Below are 26,423 nucleotides of genomic sequence, written 5' to 3'. Positions count from 1 at the left end.
GGGGGGACCCTGTGGGAGAGTAGGACGCCGCCGAACAATTCTTGTGAAGAACCCCCGGCCGGGGAGACCTGGCCGGGGGTTCTTCGCGTTTCCGGATCATTTCACCGGCTGGTGCGACTCCGTCCACCCCGCAGGTAGTCCTAGGTCCACCTTGGAATTGGGGTGCCATGGCCAGTGTGGGTGATGGACGGTTCGTGAAGACTGATGGAGGACGATCGGTACCGGCATCAGGAGCTTCCCGTGACAACAGCGAGTCGTACGAGCGGCGCGACCGTACGTGCTCAGGCCCAGGCGGCCCTCATGGCCGGGCGTGAGGGCCTGGTACGGCTTGCCCTGGTGGTGTTGGCAGCGGTGCCGGGGGCGGTGCTGCCGGTGGGTGCGGCGGTCTTCTCAGGGGCGATCACGGCCCGGGTCCTGGACTCTTACGACCTGGGCTTGTTCGTCTCCCTCGTGGTGGCCGCAACTGCCGGCGGGGTGGTGGCAGCCGCCAACATCCGCCGCACCGCGACGCGGACCCGGGGACAGGTGGAGCGCTGGTTCGCGATACGGCTGCCGGCCGTCTACGAGCCCTGGCCGGAGCTGGAGTTGGACGGCCGAGGGCACTGGTGGACGGGCCACACCTACCACCGTTCACGAACGGTGGCGAAGTACGCGCAGATGGTCCACTGCGGCCTGCGGGACCGGACCATCCGCGCCGAACTGGTCTGGCTGGTGGTGAACCCGTTCCTCGTGGTGGCGCTGGCCGGGCCGGTGGCCCTCCTGCTCGCGTTGGGCACCGCCTACGTCCTGACCGGCCCGGTGCCGGCCGACGGATTCGGCCCGGTGAGCAGCCGGATGGTGTCCGTCCTGCTGAGCGTCGTCCTCGGAGTGGCCATGATCGTGGTGGGCGTCCTCGTGGCCCCGTTCGCGCTGCGGGCGTACGCGGAGGCCGCCCGCCGGGTGCTGGACCAGGACGGCCGGGCGACGAACGCCCAGCTGACCAGGCGGGTGGCCGAGCTGACCGAGACGCGGGCGGACGCGGTCGGCAACCAGGCGGCCGAGCTGCGGAGGATCGAGCGGGACCTGCACGACGGCGCCCAGGCACGGCTGGTCGCGATCGGGATGACGCTGGGCACCATCGAGCACCTGATGGACACCGACCAGCAGGCCGCGCGGGAGCTCCTCGCCGAGGCCCGCCAGTCCTCGGCCCGGGCCCTCCAGGAGCTGCGGGACCTGGTCCGCGGCATCCACCCCCCGGTGCTCGCCGAGCGGGGGCTGGGCGACGCCGTCCGGGCCCTGGCCCTGGACAGCGCCCTGCCGACCGAGGTCTGCGTGAGCCTGCCGGACCGGCCGCCGGCCCCGGTCGAGGCCGCTGTGTACTTCAGCGTCTGCGAGCTGCTGGCCAACGCGGCCAAGCACTCGGAGGCCGAGCAGGTGTGGGTGGACATCCTCTACCGGGCCGGGCTCCTGCGGGTGACGGTGACGGACGACGGCATGGGGGTGGCGGATCCTTCGCGGGGGACGGGGCTGCGCGGGATCGAGAAGCGATTGGGTACCTTCGACGGTGTCCTCTCCATCGACAGCACGTCGGGCGGACCCACCACCATCACCTTGGAGTTGCCGTGCGAGTTGTCCTCGCCGAGGACCTCTACCTCCTTCGCGAAGGCCTGATCCGGCTGCTGGAAGCGCACGGTTTCACCATCGCAGCGGCGGTCGAGACCGGCCCGGAGCTGTTGGAGGCGCTGCTGACCCACCGGCCCGACGTGGCCGTGGTCGACGTCCGGCTGCCGCCGACGCTCACCGACGAGGGCCTCCAGGCGGCGCTCAAGGCCCGTCGGGAGATCGAGGGCCTCCCGGTGCTGGTGCTGTCGCAGCACGTTCAACAGCTCTACGCGCGGGAGCTGCTGGCCGACGGCACCGGGGGGATCGGCTACCTGCTGAAGGACCGGGTGTTCAATGCCGACCAGTTCATCGACGCGGTCCGCCGGGTGGCGGCGGGCGGCACGGCGATGGATCCGGACGTGATCGCCAAGCTGATGCAGACCACCTCGCGCCGGCCGGGTCCGCTGCTGCGGCTCTCCCCGCGCGAGCGCGAGGTGCTGGAGCTGATGGCCGAGGGCTGTTCCAACTCGGCGATCGCCGGCCGCCTCTCGGTGAGCGACGGCGCCGTGGCCAAGCACATCGCCAACATCTTCAGCAAGCTGGAACTCGCCCCCGATGAGGACGCCAACCGCCGGGTGCTGGCGGTCCTGACCTACCTCAACGGCACGGCGGGGCAGCCGCGCTGACGCTCCCGCCGGTCCCGCCTCCCGTCCCGCGCCGTGCGGTGGGACCGGGCCGTGGGCCGGCGCACCGTGAGACCCCAGGCTGTGGGAACGCTGGACAGGTGTACGAGTAAACTCCGGTGGGCCGAGCCCGGAGCCTGCCGGCAGTCCGGCGCCCGACCAGCGGGGCCCGGCAGCCGAGGCAGCGTACGGCCGCAGCCGACATCCAGGGGTTGATAGACGTAATGGCACGCCCAACGCTCACCAAGGCCCATCGGGGCCTGCTCGGCCTGGTCGCGGCCGGTGCCTGCATCATCTCGGGCATCGGCTTCGCGGGTTCGTACAACGCGGTGCGCGAGCTGGCCGAGCAGAAGGGTTTCGGCGCCTTCTCCTATGCCTTCCCGATCGGTGTGGACGCCGGCATCGTCGTGCTCCTCGCGCTCGACCTGGTGCTGACCTGGCTGCGAATACCCTTCCCGATGCTGCGGCAGACCGCGTGGCTGCTGACCGTGGCCACCATCGCCTTCAACGCGGCGGCCTCCTGGGGCGATCCGCTGGGCATGGGGATGCACGCCGTCATCCCGGTGCTCTTCGTCGTCGTGGTCGAGGCCTCGCGGCACGCGGTCGGCCGGATCGCGGCGATCACGGCGGACCGCCACATGGAGTCGGTCCGGGTGATGCGCTGGCTCCTCTCCCCGGTGCCGACCTTCCGGCTCTGGCGACGGATGAAGCTCTGGGAGCTCCGCTCCTACGACGAGGTCATCCGGCTGGAGCAGAACCGCCTGGTCTACCGGGCGCAGCTGCGCTTCCGGTACGGCCGCGGCTGGCGGCGCTCGGCACCGATCCAGGCGCTGCTGCCGCTCAAGCTGGCCAAGTTCGGCGTACCGCTGGACCCTTCGCTGCTGGACCGGCTCGACGACGAGGGCCGTGAGCGCGAGGCCGCCGGGATCCCGGCGGAGCAGGAGACGCAGGGGATCGCTCCCCAGGAGAACCATGCCGCCGCGGCCATCGCCCCGGTGGCTGGGGCGCCCGCCCCGCCGCAGCAGTCCCCGCAGCCGCAGCGGGCACCGCAGGCCGCCCCGCAGGTCCCGCAGGCCCAGTCCGGGCAGCCGCAGCCGCAGCCGCAGCCGCAGTCCGCACAGCCGCTGCCCGAGCCCCAGCCGCAGCCGCAGGCACCCGCCGCCGTCCCGCCCCTGTCCGCGGAGGTCGCCGCGCCGATGCTCGCGAAGCTGGCCGCCGTCCGGCTGCGGGTCGCCCAGGAGCCGGAGGAGGCGGCGGACGCCGTCCCGCAGCCGCGCGGCGAGGAGTTGAACGTCTGGACGGAGCGTCCGGTCCGCACCACCGGCCACCCCGCCGACGCCGCCCCGGGCGGACGGGTGCCCGGTCAGGCCTCGCCCTGGTTCAAGCCCCCGCGCCCGGTCGCCGGGGAGCCCGCCGTCGTGCCCGGGCCCGCGCACGCTCCGCAGGCCCCGCACCCGGCCGGCCCGCAGCAGGGGCCCGAGGCACCCGTGCAGCCCGCCGCGCCGGAACAGCCCGTCCCGGCGGACGAGCCCGCCCGCGCCGGTCAGCCGGTCCCGGCCGAGGAGCCCCCGCTCCCTCCGGCGCCCGCGCGCCTCGACCCGGACGTCGCCTACCAGGCGCTGGTCTCGTACATCGACACCTACGACCACCAGCCCGATCCCCAGCGCCTCGCCGACTGGCTGACCAGGGAGTACGGCGTCACCGGCAAGGGCCCGGACGGGTCGGTCCACCCCAAGGAGGTCGCCGACCTCTACCCGGAGCTGAACGAGCGCTACGCCGCCGCCGGTCGGGGCTGACCGCGAGCCGTCACCGTGCGGGGCCCGCTCGGCCATTGACGCCCGATCCCACCGGAGCTACCTTCGCCTCAACAAATTGTTGAAGCGCTGGTTCGGCATGGAGGAGTGCGGATGACACGGGTCGGGGTCGACGGGAACGGGCCGGCGGACGGGGCCTCCTTCTCCACCGCGGCACGCGCCGCGGTGGAGGCGCTGCTCGCGCCGGTCGATGCCGATCTGGCGCGCCGTTACCCGGGCGAGCCCGGCACCAGGCAGCCGGTGCACACCGTCTACGTCCCGGCCGACGCCTTCGGCGCCGACACCGTGCGGGAGTGGGGCCGCCGGGCCCTGGAGGCCTTCGACCGCCACGCCGCCACCCCTGCCGAGCTGGCCCGCGCCCTCGGCGTCCCGGACGACGGGCTGCTCGCCGACGTGCACGCCCGGGTCCGCGCCAAGCTGCAACGCGAGCCGGTCGAGGACCTGCGGATCGACTTCGAGGACGGCTACGGCCCCCGCCCCGACGCGGAGGAGGACGCGGCCGCCGTCCGGGCCGCCGAGCTGGTCGCGGCGGCGGTGGCCGAGGGCACCGCACCGCCGTACCTCGGCATCCGGATCAAGTGCATGGAGGCCGCCGTCCGGGCCCGCGGGATCCGCACCCTGGAACTGTTCCTGACGACCCTGCTGGCCGCCGGCGGACTGCCGGAGGGCCTGGTGCTGACCCTGCCCAAGGTGACCTACGCCGAGCAGGTCACCGCGCTGGTCCGGCTGCTGGAGGACTTCGAGGGCCGGGCCGGGCTGCCCGCCGGTCGGATCGGCTTCGAGATCCAGATCGAGACCACCCAGGCGATCCTCGGCCCGGACGGCCGGGCCACCGTCGCCCGGATGATCGAGGCCGCCGAGGGGCGTGCGACCGGCCTGCACTACGGGACCTTCGACTACAGCGCCGCCTGCGGGGTCAGCGCGGCCCACCAGAGCATGGACCACCCGGTCGCCGACCACGCCAAGGCGGTCATGCAGGTGGCGGCCGCGGGCACCGGGGTGCGGCTCTCCGACGGCTCGACCAACGTCGTCCCGACCGGTTCCACCGAGCAGGTGCACGCCGCCTGGAAGCTCCACCACGACCTGGTCCGCCGCTCGCTGGCCCGCGCCTACTACCAGGGCTGGGACATGCACCCGGCCCACCTGCCCACCCGCTACGTCGCCGTCTACTCCTTCTACCGCGAGGGCCTGGCGGCCGCGGCCGCCAGGCTGGCCGCGTACGTCGCCAAGGCGGGCGGCGACGTGATGGACGAGCCGGCCACGGCGCGGGCGCTGAGCGGCTACCTGCTGCGCGGACTGGACTGCGGTGCCGTCGACCCCGCCGAGGTCACCGCGCTGACCGGCCTGGACCGCGAGCGGCTGGACGCCCTGGCCGGCCGCTGACCCCACCGGCCGCCCGCCGCGCCCTCCGCCTCCCACCGTCCGCCTCCGGCCGTGCGCTGGTCCGTCCGTGGCCGACGGCCGCGGATCCCTCCCGCCGGGCGCCAACTAGGCTGGCGGTGCCGTCCCGGTGCGCCGGGGCGCGCGCCGTCAGCCTTCGCCGTCCTCGGGAGGACCCCCGCGCCATGTCCGCCACGCCGGAGCCCACCGCCAGGCCGTACCTCACCATCCGGCGGGCCGGCAGCCACGAGACCGAGATCAAGAAGTCCCGGTTCATCTGCCACCTCGCCCGGGTCGCCGACGAGGAGGAGGCACAGGCCTTCATCGCGGGCATCCGCAAGCAGTACTGGGACGCCCGGCACAACTGCACCGCCTTCGTGGTCGGCGAGGAGCAGCGCCGCGAGCGCTCCAGCGACGACGGCGAGCCCGGCGGCACGGCGGGGGTGCCGATGCTGGAGGTGCTGCGCCGGCGCGGGCTGACCGACACGGTCGCCGTGGTCACCCGGTACTTCGGCGGCATCAAGCTCGGTGCGGGCGGCCTGGTGCGGGCGTACGGGAACGCGGTGTCGGAGGCGGTGGACGAGGTCGGCCTGCTGGAGCGCCGGCCGGTCGCGCTGCTCGCGGTGACGGCGGACCACGTCCGGGCCGGCCGGGTGGAGAACGACCTGCGGGCGGCCGGCTATGCGGTGAGCGACCTGGCCTACCAGGCCTCCGGGGTGCGGATCGAGGTGGGCGTGCCGGAACCGGACGTGGCGGGGTTCCACACCTGGCTGGCCGAGGCGACCGGCGGAACCGCGGTGGCGGTCCCGGCCGGCCGCACCTACGTCGAGGTGCCGGTCTGACCGCGGAGGCGGGCGGTGCCCCCGTGGGACCGGCGGGACGGACGGTCCGTCGGACGGGCCGCGACCGGCCCTTCCGCGTAGCCCAGGCGCTGCGCCACGCGGAAGACCGCTTGAACAGATTCACCCGAACGTAGTGTCGTAGCCCGGAGTTGGAACTTCAGCTCCGGGCCGTGGCGTTTCCTGGGCAAGGTTCCGGCAGAACCGGACGAAACCATCGATGGAGGACACAGGACCCCACCCCCACCACGGAGGTATGCGCATGGCCTCAGACCGTTCGACCTCGATCCCCCAGACCGCGACGAACCCGACCTCGAACCGCCCGACGGACCACCTGACGGCCCACCCGGTGAACCGCTCGACGAACCGTCCGCCGTCGAACCACCCGGTCGCGTCCCGTCCCGCCCCCAACCGCGTCCGCTCGCACGCCGCCGCCGACCCGCCCGGCCCCCACGGGCCCGCCACGCCCTACCGGATGACGGTCACCACGGCCCTTCCGCACGCCGAGGCCGTCGCCCTGGCCGACGAACAGCTGGCCTCCTGGCTGAAGCTGGAGGGCTTCGAGGAACCCCCACCGGCCCCTGACACCGCCCGCACCCCCGTCGGGCGGAGCCCGGAGCCGGCCTCCACCGCCGAGCGCCTGCGCCTGGGCGAGCGCGTGCTGCTCGACCGCGACCGGGGCCGGCTGCGCGACGGTCCGGGCGCCGGCCGGTACGACCGCCGCCGCCTGCGGACCCCGGCCGCGCACGGCACCCAGCAGCTCACCCTCACCGTGGCCACCGGTGCCGAGGGCCCGACCTGGGTCCGGCTGGAGGCCGAGACCCACAGCACCGGCAGCGGCGTGCGCACCCCGTGCCGGGTGCCGGTGCCCGAACTCGCCCGCTCGCTCCTCCCGCTGCTCGACGCCACCGACGGCCCGGTCGCCGTCCACACCGCGCCCCGGGTGGTCACCGCCGACACGGTCGACGCCCTGATCGACGAGCTCTGCGACCCGGAGCGCAGGCTGCCCACGGTGGTGGCCAGCGTCCCGGTGAACCTCCCGCTCGACCCCTGGGTGCAGGACGTGGTGGCCCCGCTCTGCCAGCAGCTCCCCGGCCTCGCCACCGCCTACGTGCTGGACCCGGGCGCCCGCACCGGGTTCAACGTGGCGCTGGAGTACCACACCGTCTACGGCGGGGCGGTGCGCACCTACCTGCCCGAGGTCGACCCGGCATCCCGGGCGGACAGTGCCCGACATCCGGTACTCGCCCGCGGCCGAATAGAGGAGGACCTGCGCCGCGCCGCCGGGCTGCTCGCCCGGGAGCCGCGCCGCCTGGCCGCGGAGCAGCCGCTGCCGCCGCCGCTGGCGGCCGTCCCGGTGCTGCGCGTTCCGCCGCCGCAGCTGCGCCGGAGTGCGGAACGGGTCGCGGAGCGGACCACCGAGCCGACGGCCGGGCGCACCGTCGAGGCGGCCGTCCCGGACCAGGGCGAGGAACTGGCGGTGCTCGCCCGCGAGGAGCAGCAGGACCGCGCCGAGCAGCAGGCCAGGGCCGACGAGCTGGAGCTGGTCCGGCACACCCTGCGTCTGGAGCGCCGTGACCACCGGGAACGGAGCCAGGCCCGGGAGGGCCGGGACGGCCGGGACGTCCGCGAGGGCCGCCTGCGCTCCGGAGCCCGTGCCCTCACCGGCCGGCACTGCGTGGCGCCGGGCGGCAGCCCGGTCGGGCCGCACCCGGCGGCCCAGCCCCCCGGCGACGGCGGCGCACCCGAGACCTTCACCGAACTCATGGCCAGACTGGGCGAGTTCCCCCTGGTGACCTTCACCGGTGACCAGAAGAACGCGCTCGCCCTGGACGAGCTCCAGTGCACCGGCGCCGGCTGGGCCCGGCTCGCCTGGGACGGGTTGACGGCGCTCCAGGAGTACGCCGAGGCGGCCGTGCGCGGTGCGGCCGGCGGGGACTTCAAGCAGTGGTGCGAGCGCACCCCCGAGGGCTGTCGCCGCTTCCCGCCCCGCAAGGCGGTCCGCGGGGAGTCCCGGACGGTGTTCAGCCACACCAAGTGGAAGCGCGAGCGGATGCTGCCGGTGCCGGAATGCGTCGACTCCTCGCGGCGCGCCTTCATGGGGGCGCACCTTCGGATCGGCGGCGGCCGCACCGCGCCCCGGCTGCACTACCTCGACGACTGCTCCGGCAGCGGCCGGATCTACGTCGGCTACATCGGCCTGCACCTGACCAACACCCGGACCAACTGAGCGGCTTGGCTGACCGCTGCGCCCGTTCGGGGGACAATGTCCGGCAGGGGCGGGTCCACAGGCTCGCCGATCGCCCCGGGCAGGCGCCGGACGAGCATGGGGGAACGACGACCGATGCAGCACTCAGCAGACGGCCAGTCCGACGGAACCGCCACCGTCCAGTTCCCCCGGCCGGGCTTCCTCGCCTCGGTCTTCCGTGACCTGGGCGCCGAGGAGGGCCGGGAGCCGACCGGCGCCGGCACCGACCGCCCGGACGAGGGCCCGGTCGGTGCCGGGCCGTCCGGTGACGGCCGGTCCGGCACCGGTACGGCCGACAGCCGTGCGCCCGTCGGCGGTACGGTCGTCGGCGGTGCGGTCGGTGACGGCCCGTCCGTACCGGGCCCCGGTCCCGGTCCGGTTCCCGTTCCCGGCCCCGCCCCCGGCGCCGCGCCCGCCCCCGGTTCCGGCGAGGCGGACCCGGACGAGGCCGTGGCGGCGCACGCCCGGGCCGCCGCCCTGACCCACCACCGCACCCGAGCCGTCCAGGCCGAGCACGACCGGCTGGCCGACCTGCTGCGGCGGGCCGCGCTGCCGGTCTCCGCGATGGACTTCCAGAGCCAGCTGCGCACGTACCAGCCCCGCCCCTACCCGGCCGACGGCCCCGGCGCCACCCCCGAGGAGGGGGCCGAGCCCCGCTGGGAGGACTTCGCGCCCGCCGGGCCGCCCGCGGCCGACCCGGAGGCCGGCCCCTCCCGCCGACTGCTCGACTCCGGTTACCAGCGCGAGCTGGCCCAGGCCCGGCTCGCCCACCAGCGCGCCCTGCGCGAGTGGCGCACCCGCCGGGCCGAGGCCGGCAGCCCGGCCGCCGACGAGTCCCGGCGCGCCCACGAGGCGGCCGAGGAGGCCCGGGCCCGCGCCGTGCGCGAGTACAACGACAGTCTGGAGGAGTGTCGCCGGGCCTACCGGCTGGCCGAGCCGGCCGCCGTGGAGTCCCTGCTGGAACGGGCGCTGGCCGCCGCCGAGACCGCCACCCAGGACCTGCCCGCCCCCTGCCGGGCGGTCTTCCGCCCGCTCACCCGCACCGCCGTGCTGGACCTCGACCTGCCGCCGCTCGAACTGGTGCCCTCCCTCGCCGGCTACCGGCTCGCCCCGGACGGCGACATCCTCCCGGTGCCGCGCCCGCCCGCGGACCGGGCCACCGACTACCTGCGGCTGGTCGCCCGGCTCGCCCTGCGCGCCCTGCAGGCCGCCGACGCGGTGGACACCGACGAGATACTCGCCGGCGTCGTCCTCAACGGCTGGCTGCGCGGCCCCGGCACGGAGGAGCCGCTCTGCCTGGTCAGCGTGGACGCCGACCGCGACGCCCTGGCCCGCACCCGGCTGCTGCCGCCGGGCACCCCGTACGAGGAGCGCGACGACGAGGGCGTCTACGCCGACGCCGAGCAGGACGAGGCCCTCGTGCGGCTGCGTCAGCTCGGCGCCGCCGTCACCCCGGACCCGTACGACCGGGCGGGTGTCGAGCCGGCCGCCCGCGCCGGGGCCACCGTGCCGGCCGCCTCCGACCTGTCCGCTAACGAGTTCGCCCAGCTGGTGCGGGACCTGCTGACCCGCGGCGGCATCGGGCAGTGGAGCGTCCGGCTGCGCGGCCCGGCCGGGCTGGTCGCCACCGGCGAGGGCGCGCCCGGGACGGCGCTGCCCGGCCGCTGGGTGGTGTGGGCCTCCCGGGACACCGGGGCGGTCGGCACCGAGCAGATCGAGACCCTGGCCGAGGCGGTCGGGGAGGAGGCCGCCGAGCGCGGTCTGCGGCTGACCACCGGCCGGTTCACCGAGGAGGCCCTGGCCCTCACCGCCGGGGAGGGCCGCCGGCACATCCACCTGATCGACGGCGACGGCGTCCGCGAACTCGCCCACACCCACCTCGGGCTGCCGCTCGCCACCGGGGGCTGACGGCTCGCCGCCGCCCGTCCGGCCCGGCGGCGCCGCCCGGCGCGGACCTCACCCGGACGGTCCACCGGGCGGGCGGCCCGCCCGGCCCGGGCCGAGGCTGGGGGAACGGCACCCCGGCCCCGGCACCCCCGGGTGGTCACCGCCGAACGGGCGTCCGGTACGGTCGGCGGTCGGCCCGGCCACGGGCGGATCCCAGGGGGAGAGGAATGGGCAGAGCGCTCGGCGGACCATCAGGTGAGGCGCCCGGTGGAAGGTCCGGCGGAAACGCCGGTGAAGGGCCCGGCGGACGGGTCGCGGCCGTGAGGGAGCCGGTCCGGTGACCGCGGTGCTGGTCGCCGCGGCGGCCTTCCTGATGACCCTGGTCGGCGGCTTCGTCGCCCAGCGCACCCGTGACCGCCGCCACCTGGTGCTCGGCTTCGCCGCCGGACTGATGCTCGGCGTGGTCGCCTTCGACCTGCTGCCCGAGGCGATCCACCAGGCGCCGGGCGAGCTGCACGGCGTGCCGCAGGCGCTGCTGATGTTCGCGGCCGGCTTCCTGACCATCCACGTGGTCGAACGTGCCGTCGCCATCCACCGCGGCCACGAGGGCGAGTACGCCGCGCACTCCCACGGCCACCGGCACGGGCACTCCGGCGCCAGGCACCAGGGCATCGGGCTGACCGCCGCCCTGGCCCTGGTCGGGCACAGCGTGATGGACGGCTTCGCGATCGGCGCCGCCTTCCAGGCCGGCACCACCGTCGGCACGGTGGTGGCCATCGCCGTCGTCGCGCACGACTTCGCCGACGGCTTCAACACGTACACGATCACCCGGCTGTACGGGAACAACCGGCGGCGGGCGCTGACCCTGCTCGCCGCGGACGCGCTGGCCCCGGTGTCCGGCGCGGCGATCACCCTGGCGTTCACCATCCCGGGCCACCTGCTCGGCCTCTACCTGGGCTTCTTCTCCGGGTTCCTGCTCTACCTGGCGACCTCCGACATCCTCCCCGAGGCGCACAGCCCGCACCCCTCGCGCACCACCCTGCTCTGCACCGTGGCCGGGGTCGGCTTCATGTGGCTGGTGATCGGCTTCGCCGGCTGAGCCCGGCCCCGGCTCCGTACCCGGTTCCTGGCCGGGGAGACAGGGAGGCAGGGAGGCCGGAGACCGGGGGCGGCAGACCCTGGGGCCGGAAGGCCGGGAGCCGCCGGGCTCAGACCGGCAGCCGTGCCCAGCACTCCCGCATCGAGGCCAGCGCCTCGGTGATCGCCGGCCGCCGGGAGGCCTGGGAGCGCCAGAGCGCGAACACCCGGCGGCCCGGCTCCGGCGCCACCCGGCGGGCCGCCACCCCGGGCGGCAGCGGGCCCCGCCCGAGCCTGGGCACCAGGCCCATCCCCAGACCGGCCGCGACCAGCGCGATCTGCGTCTCGAACTCCCCGACCTGGTAGCACACGTCCGGTTCCTCGCCGGCCTCGCGCAGGGTCCGGACCAGCCAGTCGTAGCAGATGTTGCCCGGCGGCACGCTGATCCAGCGCTGCCCGCACAGCTGTTCCACCGGCACCGGGTCGAGCGCGGCCAGCTCGTCGTCGGCGGGCAGCAGCAGGTCCACCGGGTCGTCGCCGAGGTCCAGCCGGGAGACCCCCTCCTGCACCGGCAGCGGCACGGTCGGCCAGTCCTGCACCAGCGCCAGGTCCACCTCGCCCCGGGCCACCAACTCGGCCGCCGGGTACGGGTCGCGCTCCAGCAGCCGGACGTCCAGCTCCGGGCAGCGCCGCCGCAGGTCGGCCAGTGCCCCGGGCATCAGCCCGCGGGCGCCGGACGGGAAGGCGGCCACCAGCAGCCGCCCGACGGCCCGGCCGCGCTGCTCCTCCAGCCGCACCTCGGCCTGCTCCACCAGCCCCAGCACGGTCTGCGCGGTGACGGCCAGCTCGCGCGCGGCGTCCGTCAGCACCACGCCGCGGCCCTGCCGCTCCAGCAGCACCGTCCTCGTCTCCCGCTCCAGCTTGGCGATCTGCTGCGAGACCGCCGAGGGCGTGAAGCCGAGAGCGGCCGCCGCCCCGCCGACCGAGCCGTGCACCGCCACCGCGTGCAGCGCCCGCAGGCGCCCCAGGTCCATCATGCAGTGATCCTAAAGTGTTTCCTTCAGAACTCGTCGCTGGTGCTACACGGTCCGGCGCCACCATGCTCGACCCATGACCGTGACCACCGCCGCTTCGGGCGGCCAGCACAGCACGACCGGCACGACCGGCACGAGCAGCACGACCGGCACGAGCAGCGCGAGCAGCACGGACGGAACGGCCGGCATGAGCCCGCGCCACATCGCCCTGGCCGTGCTGGTGGCCGCCGTCTGGGGCCTCAACTTCGTCCTGATCCACGTCGGCCTGGAGAACTTCCCGCCGCTGCTCTTCTGCGCCCTGCGGTTCGCCGTCGTCGCCGTCCCGGCGATCTTCTTCGTCGGCCCGCCCCGGGTGGCCTGGCGCTGGGTGGTGGCGGTCGGCGTGGTCCTCGGGGTGGTCAAGTTCGGGCTGCTCTTCCTCGGCATGCACGCCGGGATGCCGGCCGGGCTCTCCTCCCTGGTGCTCCAGGGGCAGGCCGGCTTCACCGCGCTGTTCGCCGCCGTGCTGCTGCGCGAACGCCCCGGCGGGCAGCGGCTCGCGGGCCTGGCGGTCGCCTTCGCCGGCATCGCGCTGAGCGCCTGGGAGCAGGGCGCCGGGGGGCCGCTCGGGGCCTTCGCCCTGGTCGTCCTCGCCGCCGTCGCCTGGGGCCTGGCCAACGTGCTGACCCGCCGGGCCGCGCCGCCGGACGCCCTGCGCTGGATGGTCTGGGTCAGTGCCGTCCCGCCGCTGCCGCTGCTGGGCCTGTCCCTGCTGGTCGAGGGCCCCGAGGCGGACCTGCGGGCCCTGCGCGGGATCACCCCGGCCGGACTGGGGGCGATCGGCTACGTCGGGCTGGTCTCCACCCTGCTCGGCTTCGTCGCCTGGAGCTTCCTGCTGCGCAGCTACGACGCGACCGCCGTCGCGCCCTACTCGCTGCTGGTACCGGTGTTCGGGATGTCCTCGGCCTGGCTGCTGCTCGGTGAGCGGATCAGCCCGGCGGCCGCCGCGGCCGCGCTGCTGGTGATCACCGGGATCGGGATCACCGCGCTGCGCCCGGGGGCCGCCAGCGGTGTGGCGGCCCGGCTGCGAGGAAGCGGGCCTCGGCGGAGCGCAGCACCCGCAGCAGCACCTCCTCGTCGGCGGGACTGACCTCGCCGAAGTACTCCTGGGCCACCTCGTCCCGGACCTGCCCGATCCGCTCCACCGCCGCCCGGCCGGCCTCGGTCAGCAGGATCCGCACCGCCCGCCGGTCGGCCGGGTCGGGGCTGCGCTCGACCAGGCCGGCCTCCTCCAGCGCGTCGACCACGGTGGTCGCCGAGCGCGGGGCGATGTGCAGCTTGTCGGCGAGGTCGCTCAGCCGCATCGCGTGGTCGGGCGTCTCGCAGCCCGGCACGTGGGCGAGCGTGCGCAGCGCCCGGGCCTGGCCGGGGGTGATGCCGTACGGCTCCAGCCGCCAGCCGGTCTGACGGCGGATCCGCTTGATAGCCCGGGTCATCGCGTCGGCCAGTTCGGCGGCGGAGGCCGCGCTGCCGGGCCGGGGGCCGGGGGAGGGGTCCGCCGGTTCGTCGGGCGGCGTGGTGGTCATCGGCGGTCTCCTCGGCTGGCGTCCGCCCAAGGGTAGCCGTCGGCCCGCGGCCCGCGGCCGGCGGCGGAAGGCGATCGCGGAAATATGTTGAGCCTAGCTCAGCATCTGGGTTAGCGTTGCCCTAGTGAGGGGACCCTAAGTTCCCCTCCCCGACCCTGGAGGGCCCATGCCCCGCTCCGAAGCCCGCGTCGCCACCGACCGCCCGGGCCGCTACGCCAAGCAGCTCACCGCCCACATGGGGCGCAAGATCGAAGCCGTCTACTCCGAGGAGACCGGCCGCGGCACGATGGTCTTCGGTGCCGGTACCGCCACCCTGGAGGCCCTGCCCGACGCGCTGCTGCTCACCGTCGAGGGCGAGCGCGAGAACCTGCCCGGCCTGGAGGACGTCGTCGGCCGCCACCTGGTCCGCTTCGGCGCCCGCGACGAACTCGTCATCGCCTGGCACCGCGACAACGGCGAGCCCGGCCTGGTTCACCGCAACGAGGACCCCGAGGCCTGACGCGCCCCGGCGCCCGGCCGGGGCAGCCACCGGGCGAACGACCACAGCAGCAGGACGGACAGGCACCAGCTCGCCACCACGTCCAGCAGCCAGTGGAAGTCGCTCCACACCAGCCCCGCGCCCACCCCGAGCGACAGCAGCACCGCACCGGCCGCCAGCCCCCGGACGGCGCGCGGCCCCGCCACCCGGGCCAGCAGCAGCGCCGCCACCCCGTACGAGACCGTCGCGGTCGCGGTGTGCCCGGACGGGTACCAGCCCCACTGGCCCGCCGTCAGCGGCTCCCCCAGCGGGCCGGGCCGGGCGAAGGCCCACTTCGCCGGGACCACCAGCAGCGGGATCAGGGCCGAGGTCAGCACCGCCACCGGCAGCGGGAGCCACCAGCGCCCGGCCCCGGCCCGGCGCCCCCGCCAGGCCGCCAGCACGCCGGCCAGCAGCAGCACCGGGACGGCCGGGACCGCGCTGCCCAGGTCCGCCAGCAGGTGGCCCAGCCGGTCCCACAGCGCGTTCGGGAAGTCCTCGTGCGCGGAACGGACGGCCCCGCGGACCCAACGGTCCACGCCGAGCAGCGGCCCGTCCGCCGCGACCTGCCAGGACACCGCCACCAGCAGCACCGCCACCACCACCGGAACGGCCACCGAACGCGCCGCCCGGCCCAGGACGGCGGACAGCCGCCCCGGAGCAGGGGGGAGAGCTCCGGGGCGGCTCTGATGATCGCCGTTCCGTGCGCCCCGGGGGGTGTGGGTCGGACGGTCGGTCGATCGGCCTGCGGTGTGCGCCGACCCTCCCGGGCCGACCTGGTCGTCCTCGTGCGGCACCCGCGGAACCGGCCCCGGAAGGGGCCCCGCGGACGGCCGCGCCAACGGCTGAGGCTCGCTGTCCATCTGCGATGACACTACGTCAACAGCCCTTCCGCGCCGAGCGCCTTCAGCGATTCCGCACATCATCTTCACCCCGGTCCGGGCAGCCTCCGGGGCACCCCGTCGATCATGCCCCGACCGCCCCCGCGGCGCGCCCGGAACACCGAACGGCCCGTGCGGACCAGAGGTCCCCACGGGCCGTTCAGCGCTGTCCGGACAACCCTCCGGAGGGGTTTTCCCACCACCTGGCGGGCGCCACCGCTCAGAGAGCGGCGAACGCGCCCTCCAGGATGTCCAGGCCCTCGACCAGCAGGTGCTCGGGCATGACCAGCGGCGGCAGGAAGCGCAGCACGTTGCCGTAGGTGCCGGCGGTCAGCACGACCAGGCCCTCGGCGTGGCAGGCCTTCGCGATGGCCGCGGTGGCCTCCGCGTTCGGCTCCTTGCCGCCCGGCTTCACCAGCTCGACGGCGATCATCGCGCCGCGGCCGCGGACCTCGCCGATGATCTCGAACTTCTCCTGCATGGCCCGCAGGCGGCCCAGCATGACCTCGCCGATCCGCTGCGCCTTGCCGTTGAGGTCCTGCTCCTTCATCGTCTCGATGGCGCCCAGCGCGGCGGCACAGGCCACCGGGTTGCCACCGTAGGTGCCGCCCAGGCCGCCGGTCTGCGCGGCGTCCATGATCTCGGCGCGGCCGGTCAGCGCGGACAGCGGCAGACCGCCGGCGATGCCCTTGGCGGTGGTGATCAGGTCCGGGACGATGCCCTCGTCCTCGCACGCGAACCACTGGCCGGTGCGGCAGAAGCCGGTCTGGATCTCGTCCGCGACGAACACGATGCCGTTGGCCTTCGCGAACTCCACGATCGCCGGCAGGAAGCCCTTGGCCGGCTCGATGAAGCCGCCCTCGCCCTGGATCGGCTCGATGATGATCGCGGCGACGTTCTCGGCGCCGATCTGCTTGTTGATGGCGTCGATCGCCTGGGCGGCGGCCTCGGTGGCGGCGTTCTCCGCACCCGTCAGCCAGCGGTACGGGTAGGCGACCGGAACCCGGTAGACCTCGGGGGCGAACGGACCGAAGCCCTGCTTGTACGGCATGTTCTTCGCCGTCAGCGCCAGCGTCAGGTTGGTGCGGCCGTGGTAGCCGTGGTCGAACACCACGACGGCCTGGCGCTTGGTGTACGCGCGGGCGATCTTCACCGCGTTCTCGACGGCCTCGGAGCCCGAGTTGAACAGCGCGGTGCGCTTCTCGTGGTCACCCGGGGTCAGCTCGTTCAGCTGCTCGGCGACGGCCACGTAACCCTCGTACGGGGTCACCATGAAGCAGGTGTGGGTGAAGGCGGCCAGCTGCTCGGTCGTCCGGGCCACCACGGCCTCGGCGCTGTTGCCGACGTTCGTCACGGCGATGCCGGAGCCGAAGTCGATCAGCGAGTTGCCGTCCACGTCCTCCAGCACGCCGCCGTTGGCACGGGACACGTACACCGGCAGGGTGGTGCCGACGCCGGCCGCCACCGCACCCAGCTTGCGGGCGTGCAGCTCCTGCGACTTCGGACCGGGGATCGCGGTGACCAGGCGGCGCTCCTGCGGGAGCGGCGTTGCGGCGCTCATGGGGTTTCTCCAGACTTCTCGGCTCGGTGCTTCGCAGGCTACGGCCGCCCTCCCCACCCCGGCACGCGCCACTCGGTAGCAGTGCGCCGCCCGACTTGTCCGGCGCGGCCAGCGCAGGTGGTGCGACTACCGGCAGGCCGCGCTCCACTACCCTGAGCGCGGGCGTGTCGCCGGTACGGCGGCATGGGTATGGCGGCACCGACGGCGGTCGGGCCGGGCGGGCGAGGGAGCGGGGCCGTACATGGCACAGGACGGGGCACACCACCACGGCGAGCGCACCACCACCAGACCCCCGACCCCGGTACCCAGCCCCCGGCCGGGAGCGGGCACCCCGGCCTTCGACCTCGCGGCCTGGGCCTGCGCGCCACGCCCCGACGCCGACCCGGGCGTCTACCGGCTCGGCTACCGCCGCGTCGACCCGGAGCGGGCGGAGGCGGCCAGGGTCGCGACCTGGCCGCTGCTGCTGCGGGCGGGGCTCAACGCTGTGGTGGGGTGGTTGGCCTATCTTTACGGCACCCAGCTGCTGACGTACGTCCTGGTGTGGATCGGTGGTCAGACGGGCATCGGCCCGCTCGCCTCGCCGTCCGAGTCCGAGGCCATGTTCACGCTCCTGGTGGTCAACATCGTGATGATCGCTGTGGTCATCAAATTCTTCGGCCGAATGGGCCGCTGGCCCGAGGTATGGCGCCGCTACGTCACGCCCCTGCTGTCGCGCACGGTGACGCAGGAGCAGCCCGTCGAGGAGGACGCTCCCGGGGCGGCGGAGCTCGTGCGCGGGCAGGATCCGTGGGACGGGCTGCGCCAGGGCGGCGCGGCCGAGGCGGCCGCCCGGCTGGACGGCGAGGCCGTGGGGGACGTCGACTACGTGCGGATCCGGCGCGCCTGGGAGTCCGCCCAGGCAGACCCGGTGTTCGTGCCCGCGTTCACCGAGCAGGTGGCCGCCCGAGGTGCGGCGGCCTTCGCCCACCCCTCCGAGGCCCGCGAGCTGTCCGGCCGCGCCGAAGTGCACGACCTGCTGCTCGGGCAGGTCCGGCTCGGCACGACGCAGGACGTCCCGAAGAACCCGCTGGGCCACCGGGCCGCCGGTTTCGCACTGGACCCGGGGGTGCTGGGCACCTCGCTGCTGGCGGTGGGCCCGGCCGGGACGGGGAAGACGGCGCGGCTGGCCCGGCCGGTGGCCGAGGCGCTGTGCCTGCAGGCGCTGGCGGGTACGGCCTGCGCGGTGGTGGTCGGAGCGGCCGACGCCGATCTCGGCCCGGACTCCTGGTACGACGTGGTGATCTCGCCCGGCGACCGGTCCTCGGTGTACGGGCTGGACCTCTACGGTGCCGCGCACGACCCCGACGAGGCGGCCGCCCGGCTGGCCGAGGCGCTGCTGCCGGACGAGCTGACCGCGCGCGCGGAGCACGCCCGTACCGTGCTCCAGCAGGTGGTGGGCCCGTTCCACGCCGCGTACGGCCGCTACCCGGGGGTGCGTGAGCTGCGGGCGCTGCTGGCGGGCGAGGCGGACGCGCTGGCGGCCCTGGTGAAGGCGATCGGCACGGCCGGGCGGCTGGCCGTGTACGAGCGGGACCTGGAGCACCGGGAGCGGCAGCGCGACCGGGCGGACGATCCCGGGGCGCTGCTGGCGGACCGGCTGGCGCTGCTGGAGCGGCCCGCCTTCGAGGGCGCCTTCGCGACCGACGGCACCGGTCGGCCCCCGTTCGCGATGCGGGCGCTGGACCACCCCCTGCGGGTGCGGGTGAAGCTGCCGGAGCGGAGCCATCCTGAGGCGGCGCGGATGCTGTCCCGGTTGGTGGTGGGGCAGTTCGTGCAGGCGGCCGTGGCGCGCGGGGACCGCTCGCTGTTCGCCGGACTGGTGGTGGACGACGCCTCGGCGGCGCTGGACGCCACCGCGGTGCGCGGCCTGCAGCGGATGCGAGGGGTGAACGCCGGCGCGGTGCTGCTGCTGCGGACGCTGGTGGACCTGCCGGAGGCGCTGCGGGCGCCGCTGTTCGGCGCCGTGGGCTGCCGGATGGCGTTCCCGGGGATCGCGCCGTGGGACGGGAAGCTGTTCTCGGAGGCCTGGGGGACGCACCTGGTGCAGGAGACCGAGGTCACCCACACCCCCGACACCTCCGGCGGCGTGATACGGCGGGCCGGGCGGGTCGGGCGGAGGGCGTTGTCGGGGACGACGGCGCAGACGGAGTCGGTGACGACGCGGGAGGTGGAGCGGCTGCGGTGGTCGCCGTCCGACCTGGCGCACGCCTTGCCGGCCGGGCACGCGGTGGTGTCGTTGACGGCGGTGTCGGGGGAGCAGGTGCCGCCGCTGCTGGTGGACCTCCGGGGCTGAGGGCGGGCGGTGGCGGGCGGCGCCCGGGGGGAAGTCGCCTTCGAGGTGGATTCGGCAGTGCGGGTTGTCCGGAGCGTCCATAATGAAGGGGAGAGACCCTCACCAGTCCCACGTCCCTCTCCTCGCCCGGCCGCAACGGCGCGGTCAGGTCGATCCCTCGAAGGTGCCATGCCCCCCACACTCGCCTCCGTCGTCCGCAACACGTCGCTCCACCTGACGGTCCTCGCCGGTGCGGACCACCTGGAGCGGCCGGTCCGCTGGGTGCACACCAGTGAGCTGGACGACCCGACGCCGTTCCTGGAGGGTGGCGAGCTGCTGCTCACCACCGGTATCAAGCTCGGCCGTACGGCTGCGCAGCTGCAGGCGTACGTGCACCGGCTGGCCGACGCGGGGGTGGTCGGGCTGGGGCTCGGGGTGGGGCTGTCGCACACCGAGGTGCCGCAGCCGCTGGTGGACGCGGCGGCGCAGCGCGGGCTGCCGCTGTTGCGGGTGCCGGAGCCGACGCCGTTCATCGCGATCAGCAAGGTGGTGTCGGCGGCGCTGGCCGCGGAGCAGTACGAGGCGGTGACGACCAGCTTCGAGGCGCAGGAGGAGTTGACCCGGGCGGCGCTCGGCAAGGACGGCACGACGGCGGTGGTGCGCCGGCTGGCGGCCCGGCTGGGCGGCTGGGCGGCGCTGTACGACGGGTCGGGCGCGCTGTCGGTGGTGGCGCCGGACTGGGCGGCGCGCCGGGCGGGGCGGCTGGCGGCGGAGGTGGACCGGCTGCGTCGGCGGCCGGCGCCGTCGAGTGCGGCGCTGCAGGGGCGCGCGCCGGGGATAGACACGGCGGACGAGGACTACGTGGTGGTCCAGTCGCTGGGGGCGGACCGGCGGGCGCGCGGGTTCCTGGCGGTGGGGACCGAGGACCGGATCACGCCGACCGAGCGGTACGTGCTGAACGCGGCGGTGGCGCTGCTGACGCTCACCCTGGAGCGTTCGCGGGAGCTGCGGCAGGCCGAGGAGCGGATGGGCGCGGCGCTGCTGCGGATGGTGCTGGCGGGCGAGGTGGCGACGGCCCGCCAGGTCGCGGTGGGGCTGTTCGGGGGGCTGCCGGAGGGGACGATACGGGTGCTGGTGGCCGGCGCGGGGCCGGCCAGCGCGGACGCCGTGGAGGCGCTCGGGGAGCTGGGGGACCGCGCCGAGCAGGCGGGTGCCCGGGTGGGCGAGAAGCTGCTGGTGGCGCGGGAGGACGGTGCGCACGGGCCGCGGCTGATGGTGCTGGCGCTGGACAACGGCGCGGTGCACCGGGCGTGTCTGGGCGCGGTGGAGGAGCACGAGGGCCTGTCGCTGGGCGTCTCGGCGCCGGCCGCGCTGGAGGAGGCCGGGACGGCGCACGCGCAGGCCGAGCGGGCGTTGGCGGTGGCGCTGCGCGGTGGGCGCCGCTCGGTGGACCACGAGGAGGTCGGCGCGGGGTCGCTGCTGCCGCTGCTCGGGGAGGACGCGGTGACGGCGTTCGCGGAGGGGCTGCTGAGGCCGCTGCGGGAGCACGACCGGACGGCGCGCGGAGACCTGGTGGCCTCGCTGCGGGCGTGGCTGTCCCGGCACGGCCAGTGGGACGCGGCCGCGGCCGACCTCGGGGTGCACCGGCACACGCTGCGCTACCGGATGCGCCGGGTCGAGGAGTTGCTGGGCCGCTCGCTGGACGACACGGACGTGCGGATGGAGCTGTGGCTGGCGCTGCGCTCCGGCGAGGAGTGACCCACCGCGGCGCACGGCGTACGGCACGGAGGGCGAGCACGGCACCGGGCCCGGCGGCACACCGCCGCCGGTAGGACGCGGTGGAGTGGCCCCGGGGACGAACGCTCCTAGTCGGCCAATCCGATCGGCGTGCCGCCCCGCCTACCCTCGGAGCCGGGTCCCACGTCCGTGGGCCGTAGGACAGACGAGGAGAGGGCCGGTACCACGGTGACCACCACGTACGATTTCTGGCTCGCCGGCCGCCGGGCGAGCGGTGACGCCGACTTCGAGGTGCACAACAGCTGGGACGGCCGTCTGGTCGGCAAGGTGAGCATCCCGACCGAGGCCCAGGTCGACGAGGCGCTGGACGCCGCCGTCGCCGCGCTGCCGGTGTTCGCCGCCACCCCCGCGCACCAGCGTGCCGCCGCCCTGGACCACGTGGCCAAGCGGCTGACCGAGCGTACCGAGGAGCTCGCCCAGCTGGTCAGCGCCGAGAACGGCAAGCCGATCAAGTGGGCCCGCGGTGAGATCGGCCGCGCGGTGTCGGTCTTCCGCTGGGCAGCCGAGGAGGCGCGCCGCACCAACGGCGAGACGATGCGGCTGGACACCGACCCGGGCGGCGTGGGCCGTTTCGCGGTGGTGCGCCGCTTCCCGCGCGGCGTGGTGCTCGGCATCGCCCCGTTCAACTTCCCGCTGAACCTGGTCGCCCACAAGGTCGCCCCGGCGATCGCGGTCGGTGCCCCGATCATCCTCAAGCCGGCTCCGTCGACCCCGCTGTCGGCGATGGTGCTGGGCGAGATCCTGGCCGAGACCGACCTGCCGGCCGGCTCCTGGTCGATCCTGACCGTGCCGAACGACCGGATGCCGGCCCTGGTGCAGGACGAGCGCCTGCCGGTGATCTCCTTCACCGGTTCGGACAAGGTCGGCTACCAGATCATGGACTCGGTGCCGCGCAAGCACTGCACCCTGGAGCTCGGCGGCAACGCCGCGGCCGTGGTGCTCGCCGACTGGTCCTCGGAAGCCGACCTGGACTGGGCGGCCACCCGGATCGCGATGTTCGCCAACTACCAGGGCGGCCAGTCCTGCATCTCGGTGCAGCGGGTGATCGCCGACGCGTCGGTCTACGACGCGCTGGCGGAGAAGGTCGTCGCCAAGGTCAGGGCGCAGGTCACCGGTGACCCGGCCGACGACGCGACCGACGTCGGCCCGCTGATCGACGAGAACGCCGCGAAGCGCGTCGAGTCCTGGGTCGAGGACGCGGTCGCCAAGGGCGCCAAGGTGCTCACCGGCGGCACCCGCGAGGGCGCGACCTACGCCCCGACCGTGCTGGCCGACCTGCCCGGCGACGCCATCCTGGCCACCGCCGAGGTGTTCGGCCCGGTGCTCTCGCTGCACCGGGTGGACGGCGTGGACGAGGCCTTCGCGGCCGTCAACGACTCCGCGTTCGGCCTTCAGGCGGGTGTGTTCACCCACGACCTGCAGACCGCGTTCCGCGCCCACCGGGAGCTGGAGGTCGGCGGTGTGATCATCGGCGACGCGCCGTCCTACCGCGCCGACCAGATGCCGTACGGCGGCGTCAAGGACTCCGGTGTCGGCCGTGAGGGCGTCAAGTACGCGATGGACGACTACACCGTCGAGAAGGTCATGGTCCTGACCGGCCTCGACCTCTGAGTCTCGACTTCTGAGTCTCGAACGCTGAGCGCTCTCTGAGCCTCGAACGCTGAGCGCTCCGACGGTTCGGTGGCGCCGCCGCAGCGCCGCCGTCGCGACACGGCAGGAGGGCCCGGTTCCCCGAACCGGGCCCTCCTGCCGTCCGCTCCCCGGGCGGTCAGCCGTCGTGCCCGGCGGCCGCCGCGACCGCCTCCTCGACGGTGGCGTTCCCGGCGACCAGTTCCAGGGTCAGTCCGGCGGTGCCGGGTTCGTGCAGCAGGGCGGCCAGGACGGCGGCGACGTCGGCCCGGTCCACCGAGCCGCGGTCGACCGAGGGGGCCAGCCGGACCAGGCCGGTGCCGGGGCCGTCGGTGAGCAGCCCGGGGCGCAGCACCGTCCAGTCCAGCGCGGTGCGGGCCCGGACGGCGTCGTCGGCGGCGCCCTTGGCCCGCAGGTAGGTCCGGAAGACCTCGTCCGGGTGGTGCGCCGCGGCGTCGGCGGCCATCGCCGAGACCATCAGGTAGCGGCGGACCCCGGCCAGCTCGGCGGCGTCGGCGAGCAGCACGGCGGCGTCCCGGTCGACGGTGTTCTTGCGGGCGGCACCGCTGCCCGGTCCGGCGCCGGCCGCGAAGACCACCGCGTCGGCTCCGGTCAGCAGCGCGGCGAGCTGGGTGGCGGTGGCGGACTCCAGGTCGAGCAGCAGCGGCTCGGCGCCGGCGTCGAGGAGGTCCTGGGCCTGTTCGGGGCGGCGGATGATCCCGGCGGGGCGCTCGCCGCGGGCGGCGAGCAGCCGTTCCAGCAGGAGCGCGATCTGTCCGTGGCCTCCGGCGATGACGGTACGCATGGTTCCGACGGTAGCCCGGGGGCGGGAGCCCGTCCTGGGGAGCCCGTCCCGGGGAGGCCGCTTCAGGGAGCCCGTCCTGGGGAGTGCCGCGAAGGGGACACAATGGGCGCATGACTACGCTCGCCCACCCGCAGCTGCGCTTCACGCCCACCGTGGCGGACCCCTCCGGCCCCCGGGAGCTGGTGATCCTCGGGTCCACCGGCTCGATCGGCACCCAGGCCGTCGACGTGGTGCTCCGCAACCCGGACCGCTTCCGGGTGGTCGCGCTGTCGGCGGCGGGCGGCCGGGTGGAGCTGCTGGCCGAGCAGGCGGTGCGGCTGGGCGTGCACACCGTGGCGGTGGCCGATCCGGCGGCCGAGCCGGCGCTGCGCGAGGCGCTGGCCGCGAAGGCGGCGGGCGGTCCGCTGCCGACCGTGCTGGTGGGTCCGGACGCGGCGACCGAGCTGGCCGCCGTGGAGTGCCACTCGGTGCTCAACGGCATCACCGGGTCGATCGGCCTGCGACCGACGCTGGCGGCGCTGGCGGCGGGCCGGGTGCTGGTGCTGGCCAACAAGGAGTCGTTGATCGTCGGCGGTCCGCTGGTGAAGGCGGTGGCGAAGCCGGGCCAGATCGTACCGGTGGACTCCGAGCACGCCGCGCTGTTCCAGGCGCTGGCCGGCGGGACCAGGGCCGAGGTGCGCAAGCTGGTGGTCACCGCGAGCGGCGGCCCGTTCCGCGACCGCACCCGCGACCAGCTGGCCGGGGTGACCCCGCAGGAGGCGCTGGCGCACCCGACCTGGGCGATGGGCCCGGTCGTCACGATCAACTCGGCCACCCTGGTGAACAAGGGCCTGGAGGTGATCGAGGCGCACCTGCTGTACGACGTGCCGTTCGACCGGATCGAGGTCGTGGTCCACCCGCAGTCGGTGGTGCATTCGATGGTCGAGTTCACGGACGGTTCGACCCTGGCCCAGGCCAGTCCGCCGGACATGCGGATGCCGATCGCGCTCGGCCTGGGCTGGCCGGACCGGGTGCCGGACGCCGCCCCCGCCTGCGACTGGACCAAGGCCGCGACCTGGGAGTTCTTCCCGCTGGACGACGAGGCCTTCCCGGCGGTGGAGCTGGCCCGCGAGGTGGGCACCCTGGGCGGCACCAGCCCGGCGGTGTTCAACGCGGCCAACGAGGAGTGCGTGGAGGCGTTCCTGGAGGGGCGCCTCGCCTTCACCGGAATCGTGGACACTGTTGCCAAGGTCGTGGCCGAGCACGGCCGGCGCGACGGCGGCGGGGCGGCGGGAACTTCCCTGACGGTGGAGGACGTCCTGCACGCGGAGGACTGGGCGCGCGCCCGGGCCCGTGAGCTGGCGGCCGGCTGACGGTCGACGGACAGCCCTGATTGCGGTAGGACGAGACGATGAGCGGAGCGGCATGACGGAGGACCAGCGGTGGCAACGGTTTTGACGGTGGTCGGCATCCTGGTCTTCGTCATCGGGCTGCTCGTCTCGATCGCCTGGCACGAGCTCGGCCACCTCTCCACGGCCAAGCTGTTCGGCATCCGGGTGCCGCAGTACATGGTCGGCTTCGGCCCGACCCTGTGGTCGCGCCGGAAGGGCGAGACCGAGTACGGCATCAAGGCGATCCCGTTCGGCGGGTACATCCGGATGATCGGGATGTTCCCGCCGGGCGAGGACGGCCGGATCGCCAAGCGCAGCAGCTCCCCCTGGCGCACCATGATCGAGGACGCCCGCGAGGCCTCCTACGAGGAGCTCCAGGAGGGTGACGAGGGCCGGCTCTTCTACACCCGCAAGCCGTGGAAGCGCATGATCGTCATGTTCGCCGGGCCGTTCATGAACCTGGTCCTGGCGTTCGGGCTGTTCCTGACCGTCATGATGGGCTTCGGCGTCCAGATGAGCGTGCCGACGGTCAAGACCGTCGCCCAGTGCGTGGTCAAGGCGGGCCAGCCCACCGACAGCTGCCCGGAGGGCGCGCCGCAGACCCCGGCCGCCCGGGCCGGGCTGAAGCCGGGGGACAGGGTCCTCTCCTTCGACGGCGACCGGATCCGCAGCTACGACCAGCTCCAGGAGGACATCCGCAGGTCGGCGGGCAGGAGCGTGCCGGTGGTGGTCGAGCGGGACGGGCAGCAGCTCACCCTCTCCCCGACCATCGCGGTCAACGACGTCCAGAAGTACGACGGCAACGGCGTCCCCCTCAAGGGCCAGACCGTCCAGGCCGGGTTCCTCGGGTTCACTCCCGCGAGTGGTGTGGTCCAGCTGGGTTTCGGGCAGTCGCTCGACCGGATGTACGACATGACCGAGAACGGGGTCAAGTCGCTGCTCGCCCTGCCGGGCAAGATCCCCGGGCTGTGGAACGCGGTCGTCGGCGACGCCCCGCGCGACCCGGACTCGCCGATCGGCATGGTCGGCGCCGCCCGGGTCAGCGGCGAGGTCATCTCGCTCGACATCCCCGCCACCCAGCGGGTCGCGGTCTTCGTGAACCTGCTGGCCGGCATCAACCTGTCGCTCTTCCTCTTCAACATGCTGCCGCTGCTCCCGCTGGACGGCGGCCACATCGCCGGCGCGGCCTGGGAGGCCGTCCGGCGCCGGTTCGCCCAGGTGTTCCGGCGGCCCGACCCGGGCCCGTTCGACGTCGCCAAGCTGATGCCGGTCGCGTACGTGGTGGCCAGCATCTTCATCGGCTTCACGCTCCTGGTGATGGTCGCCGACCTGGTGAACCCGGTGAAGATCGGTTAGGACGTTCGGGTACGGCGGGTGTGCTGGCCCGTGTTGCGGTGCCGTACCGTGGAGGCCGGGCGTGCGATTCCCAGCGCGCCCGGCCTCG

The 26,423-nt window shown here is 74.8% G+C and carries 20 protein-coding genes; 15 read left to right on the top strand and 5 right to left on the bottom strand.

Annotated elements, in window-relative coordinates:
• Nucleotides 1-240 precede the first annotated feature (240 nt).
• The 8 genes from ACH5AR_RS32095 (at nt 241) to ACH5AR_RS32060 (ending at nt 11,531) form a co-directional block, all read left to right on the top strand.
• Nucleotides 241-1,650 (top strand): sensor histidine kinase, encoded by a 1,410-nt coding sequence (locus ACH5AR_RS32095; protein WP_396305054.1) that lies wholly within the window; start codon nt 241-243, stop codon nt 1,648-1,650.
• Nucleotides 1,602-2,267 (top strand): LuxR C-terminal-related transcriptional regulator, encoded by a 666-nt coding sequence (locus tag ACH5AR_RS32090; protein ID WP_396305053.1) that lies wholly within the window; start codon nt 1,602-1,604, stop codon nt 2,265-2,267. The genes ACH5AR_RS32095 and ACH5AR_RS32090 overlap by 49 nt, the downstream gene beginning before the upstream one ends.
• A 221-nt stretch (nt 2,268-2,488) precedes the next feature.
• On the top strand, nt 2,489-4,060 hold the full coding sequence (locus ACH5AR_RS32085) for a DUF2637 domain-containing protein (RefSeq protein ID WP_396305052.1): 1,572 nt from the start codon (nt 2,489-2,491) through the stop codon (nt 4,058-4,060).
• A gap of 111 nt (nt 4,061-4,171) precedes the next feature.
• Nucleotides 4,172-5,461, top strand: a complete 1,290-nt coding sequence (locus tag ACH5AR_RS32080; protein ID WP_396305051.1) for a DUF6986 family protein — start codon at nt 4,172-4,174, stop codon at nt 5,459-5,461.
• 182 nt (nt 5,462-5,643) lie between these two features.
• Complete coding sequence (locus ACH5AR_RS32075; RefSeq protein WP_396305050.1) at nt 5,644-6,300, top strand: YigZ family protein; 657 nt, start codon at nt 5,644-5,646, stop codon at nt 6,298-6,300.
• 259 nt (nt 6,301-6,559) lie between these two features.
• A complete protein-coding gene (locus tag ACH5AR_RS32070) occupies nt 6,560-8,527 on the top strand; it encodes a hypothetical protein (RefSeq protein ID WP_396305049.1) in 1,968 nt (655 codons plus the stop codon).
• A 114-nt stretch (nt 8,528-8,641) separates the two neighbouring features.
• Nucleotides 8,642-10,453 (top strand): restriction endonuclease, encoded by a 1,812-nt coding sequence (locus tag ACH5AR_RS32065; RefSeq protein ID WP_396305048.1) that lies wholly within the window; start codon nt 8,642-8,644, stop codon nt 10,451-10,453.
• Between the two features lie 352 nt (nt 10,454-10,805).
• Entirely contained in the window at nt 10,806-11,531 is a 726-nt protein-coding gene (locus ACH5AR_RS32060; protein ID WP_396305057.1) for a ZIP family metal transporter, read from the top strand.
• 109 nt (nt 11,532-11,640) lie between these two features.
• Here the strand turns inward: ACH5AR_RS32060 and ACH5AR_RS32055 are convergent, their stop codons facing one another.
• Nucleotides 11,641-12,546 carry a LysR family transcriptional regulator gene (locus ACH5AR_RS32055; protein ID WP_396305047.1) on the bottom strand — a complete coding sequence of 302 codons (906 nt, stop codon included), beginning with the start codon at nt 12,544-12,546 and terminating at the stop codon, nt 11,641-11,643.
• 184 nt (nt 12,547-12,730) lie between these two features.
• Between ACH5AR_RS32055 and ACH5AR_RS32050 the strand changes: the two genes are divergently transcribed.
• On the top strand, nt 12,731-13,672 hold the full coding sequence (locus tag ACH5AR_RS32050; protein WP_396305056.1) for an EamA family transporter: 942 nt from the start codon (nt 12,731-12,733) through the stop codon (nt 13,670-13,672).
• Here ACH5AR_RS32050 and ACH5AR_RS32045 read toward each other — a convergent pair.
• The gene (locus ACH5AR_RS32045; RefSeq protein ID WP_396305046.1) at nt 13,563-14,108 is read right to left on the bottom strand and encodes a MarR family winged helix-turn-helix transcriptional regulator; all 546 of its coding nucleotides are present in this window, start codon (nt 14,106-14,108) and stop codon (nt 13,563-13,565) included. The genes ACH5AR_RS32050 and ACH5AR_RS32045 overlap by 110 nt on opposite strands.
• Before the next feature lie 166 nt (nt 14,109-14,274).
• Between ACH5AR_RS32045 and ACH5AR_RS32040 the strand changes: the two genes are divergently transcribed.
• Nucleotides 14,275-14,607: a DUF2218 domain-containing protein gene (locus tag ACH5AR_RS32040; RefSeq protein WP_396305045.1), complete on the top strand. Its 333-nt coding sequence runs from the start codon at nt 14,275-14,277 to the stop codon at nt 14,605-14,607.
• On the opposite strand, the gene ACH5AR_RS32035 is transcribed toward ACH5AR_RS32040, so the two are convergent.
• Together ACH5AR_RS32035 and gabT are read right to left on the bottom strand one after the other, a co-directional pair.
• On the bottom strand, nt 14,580-15,242 hold the full coding sequence (locus tag ACH5AR_RS32035) for a phosphatase PAP2 family protein (RefSeq protein ID WP_396305044.1): 663 nt from the start codon (nt 15,240-15,242) through the stop codon (nt 14,580-14,582). The two genes, ACH5AR_RS32040 and ACH5AR_RS32035, sit on opposite strands and share 28 nt — an antisense overlap.
• Before the next feature lie 484 nt (nt 15,243-15,726).
• A complete protein-coding gene (gene gabT / locus ACH5AR_RS32030) occupies nt 15,727-17,067 on the bottom strand; it encodes a 4-aminobutyrate--2-oxoglutarate transaminase (protein ID WP_396305043.1) in 1,341 nt (446 codons plus the stop codon).
• A 241-nt stretch (nt 17,068-17,308) separates the two neighbouring features.
• Between gabT and ACH5AR_RS32025 the strand changes: the two genes are divergently transcribed.
• From ACH5AR_RS32025 to ACH5AR_RS32015, 3 genes are all read left to right on the top strand, one after another.
• Entirely contained in the window at nt 17,309-19,399 is a 2,091-nt protein-coding gene (locus ACH5AR_RS32025) for an ATP-binding protein (RefSeq protein WP_396305042.1), read from the top strand.
• 168 nt (nt 19,400-19,567) lie between these two features.
• A complete protein-coding gene (locus ACH5AR_RS32020) occupies nt 19,568-21,136 on the top strand; it encodes a PucR family transcriptional regulator (protein ID WP_396305041.1) in 1,569 nt (522 codons plus the stop codon).
• A gap of 207 nt (nt 21,137-21,343) precedes the next feature.
• Nucleotides 21,344-22,786, top strand: a complete 1,443-nt coding sequence (locus tag ACH5AR_RS32015; RefSeq protein ID WP_396305040.1) for an aldehyde dehydrogenase family protein — start codon at nt 21,344-21,346, stop codon at nt 22,784-22,786.
• 157 nt (nt 22,787-22,943) lie between these two features.
• Here ACH5AR_RS32015 and ACH5AR_RS32010 read toward each other — a convergent pair whose 3' ends face one another.
• A complete protein-coding gene (locus ACH5AR_RS32010; protein ID WP_396305039.1) occupies nt 22,944-23,609 on the bottom strand; it encodes an NAD(P)H-binding protein in 666 nt (221 codons plus the stop codon).
• Nucleotides 23,610-23,719: 110 nt separating this feature from the next.
• On the opposite strand from ACH5AR_RS32010, the gene dxr reads away from it, so the two are divergent.
• The gene (gene dxr, locus ACH5AR_RS32005) at nt 23,720-24,961 is read left to right on the top strand and encodes a 1-deoxy-D-xylulose-5-phosphate reductoisomerase (protein WP_396305038.1); all 1,242 of its coding nucleotides are present in this window, start codon (nt 23,720-23,722) and stop codon (nt 24,959-24,961) included.
• A gap of 69 nt (nt 24,962-25,030) precedes the next feature.
• A complete protein-coding gene (locus tag ACH5AR_RS32000) occupies nt 25,031-26,335 on the top strand; it encodes a M50 family metallopeptidase (protein WP_396305037.1) in 1,305 nt (434 codons plus the stop codon).
• Nucleotides 26,336-26,423: the final 88 nt, after the last annotated feature.

This window comes from Kitasatospora sp. NPDC018619 (assembly GCF_044391605.1).
Lineage (GTDB): Bacteria > Actinomycetota > Actinomycetes > Streptomycetales > Streptomycetaceae > Kitasatospora.
This window is presented reverse-complemented; position numbering and strand designations above follow the sequence as displayed.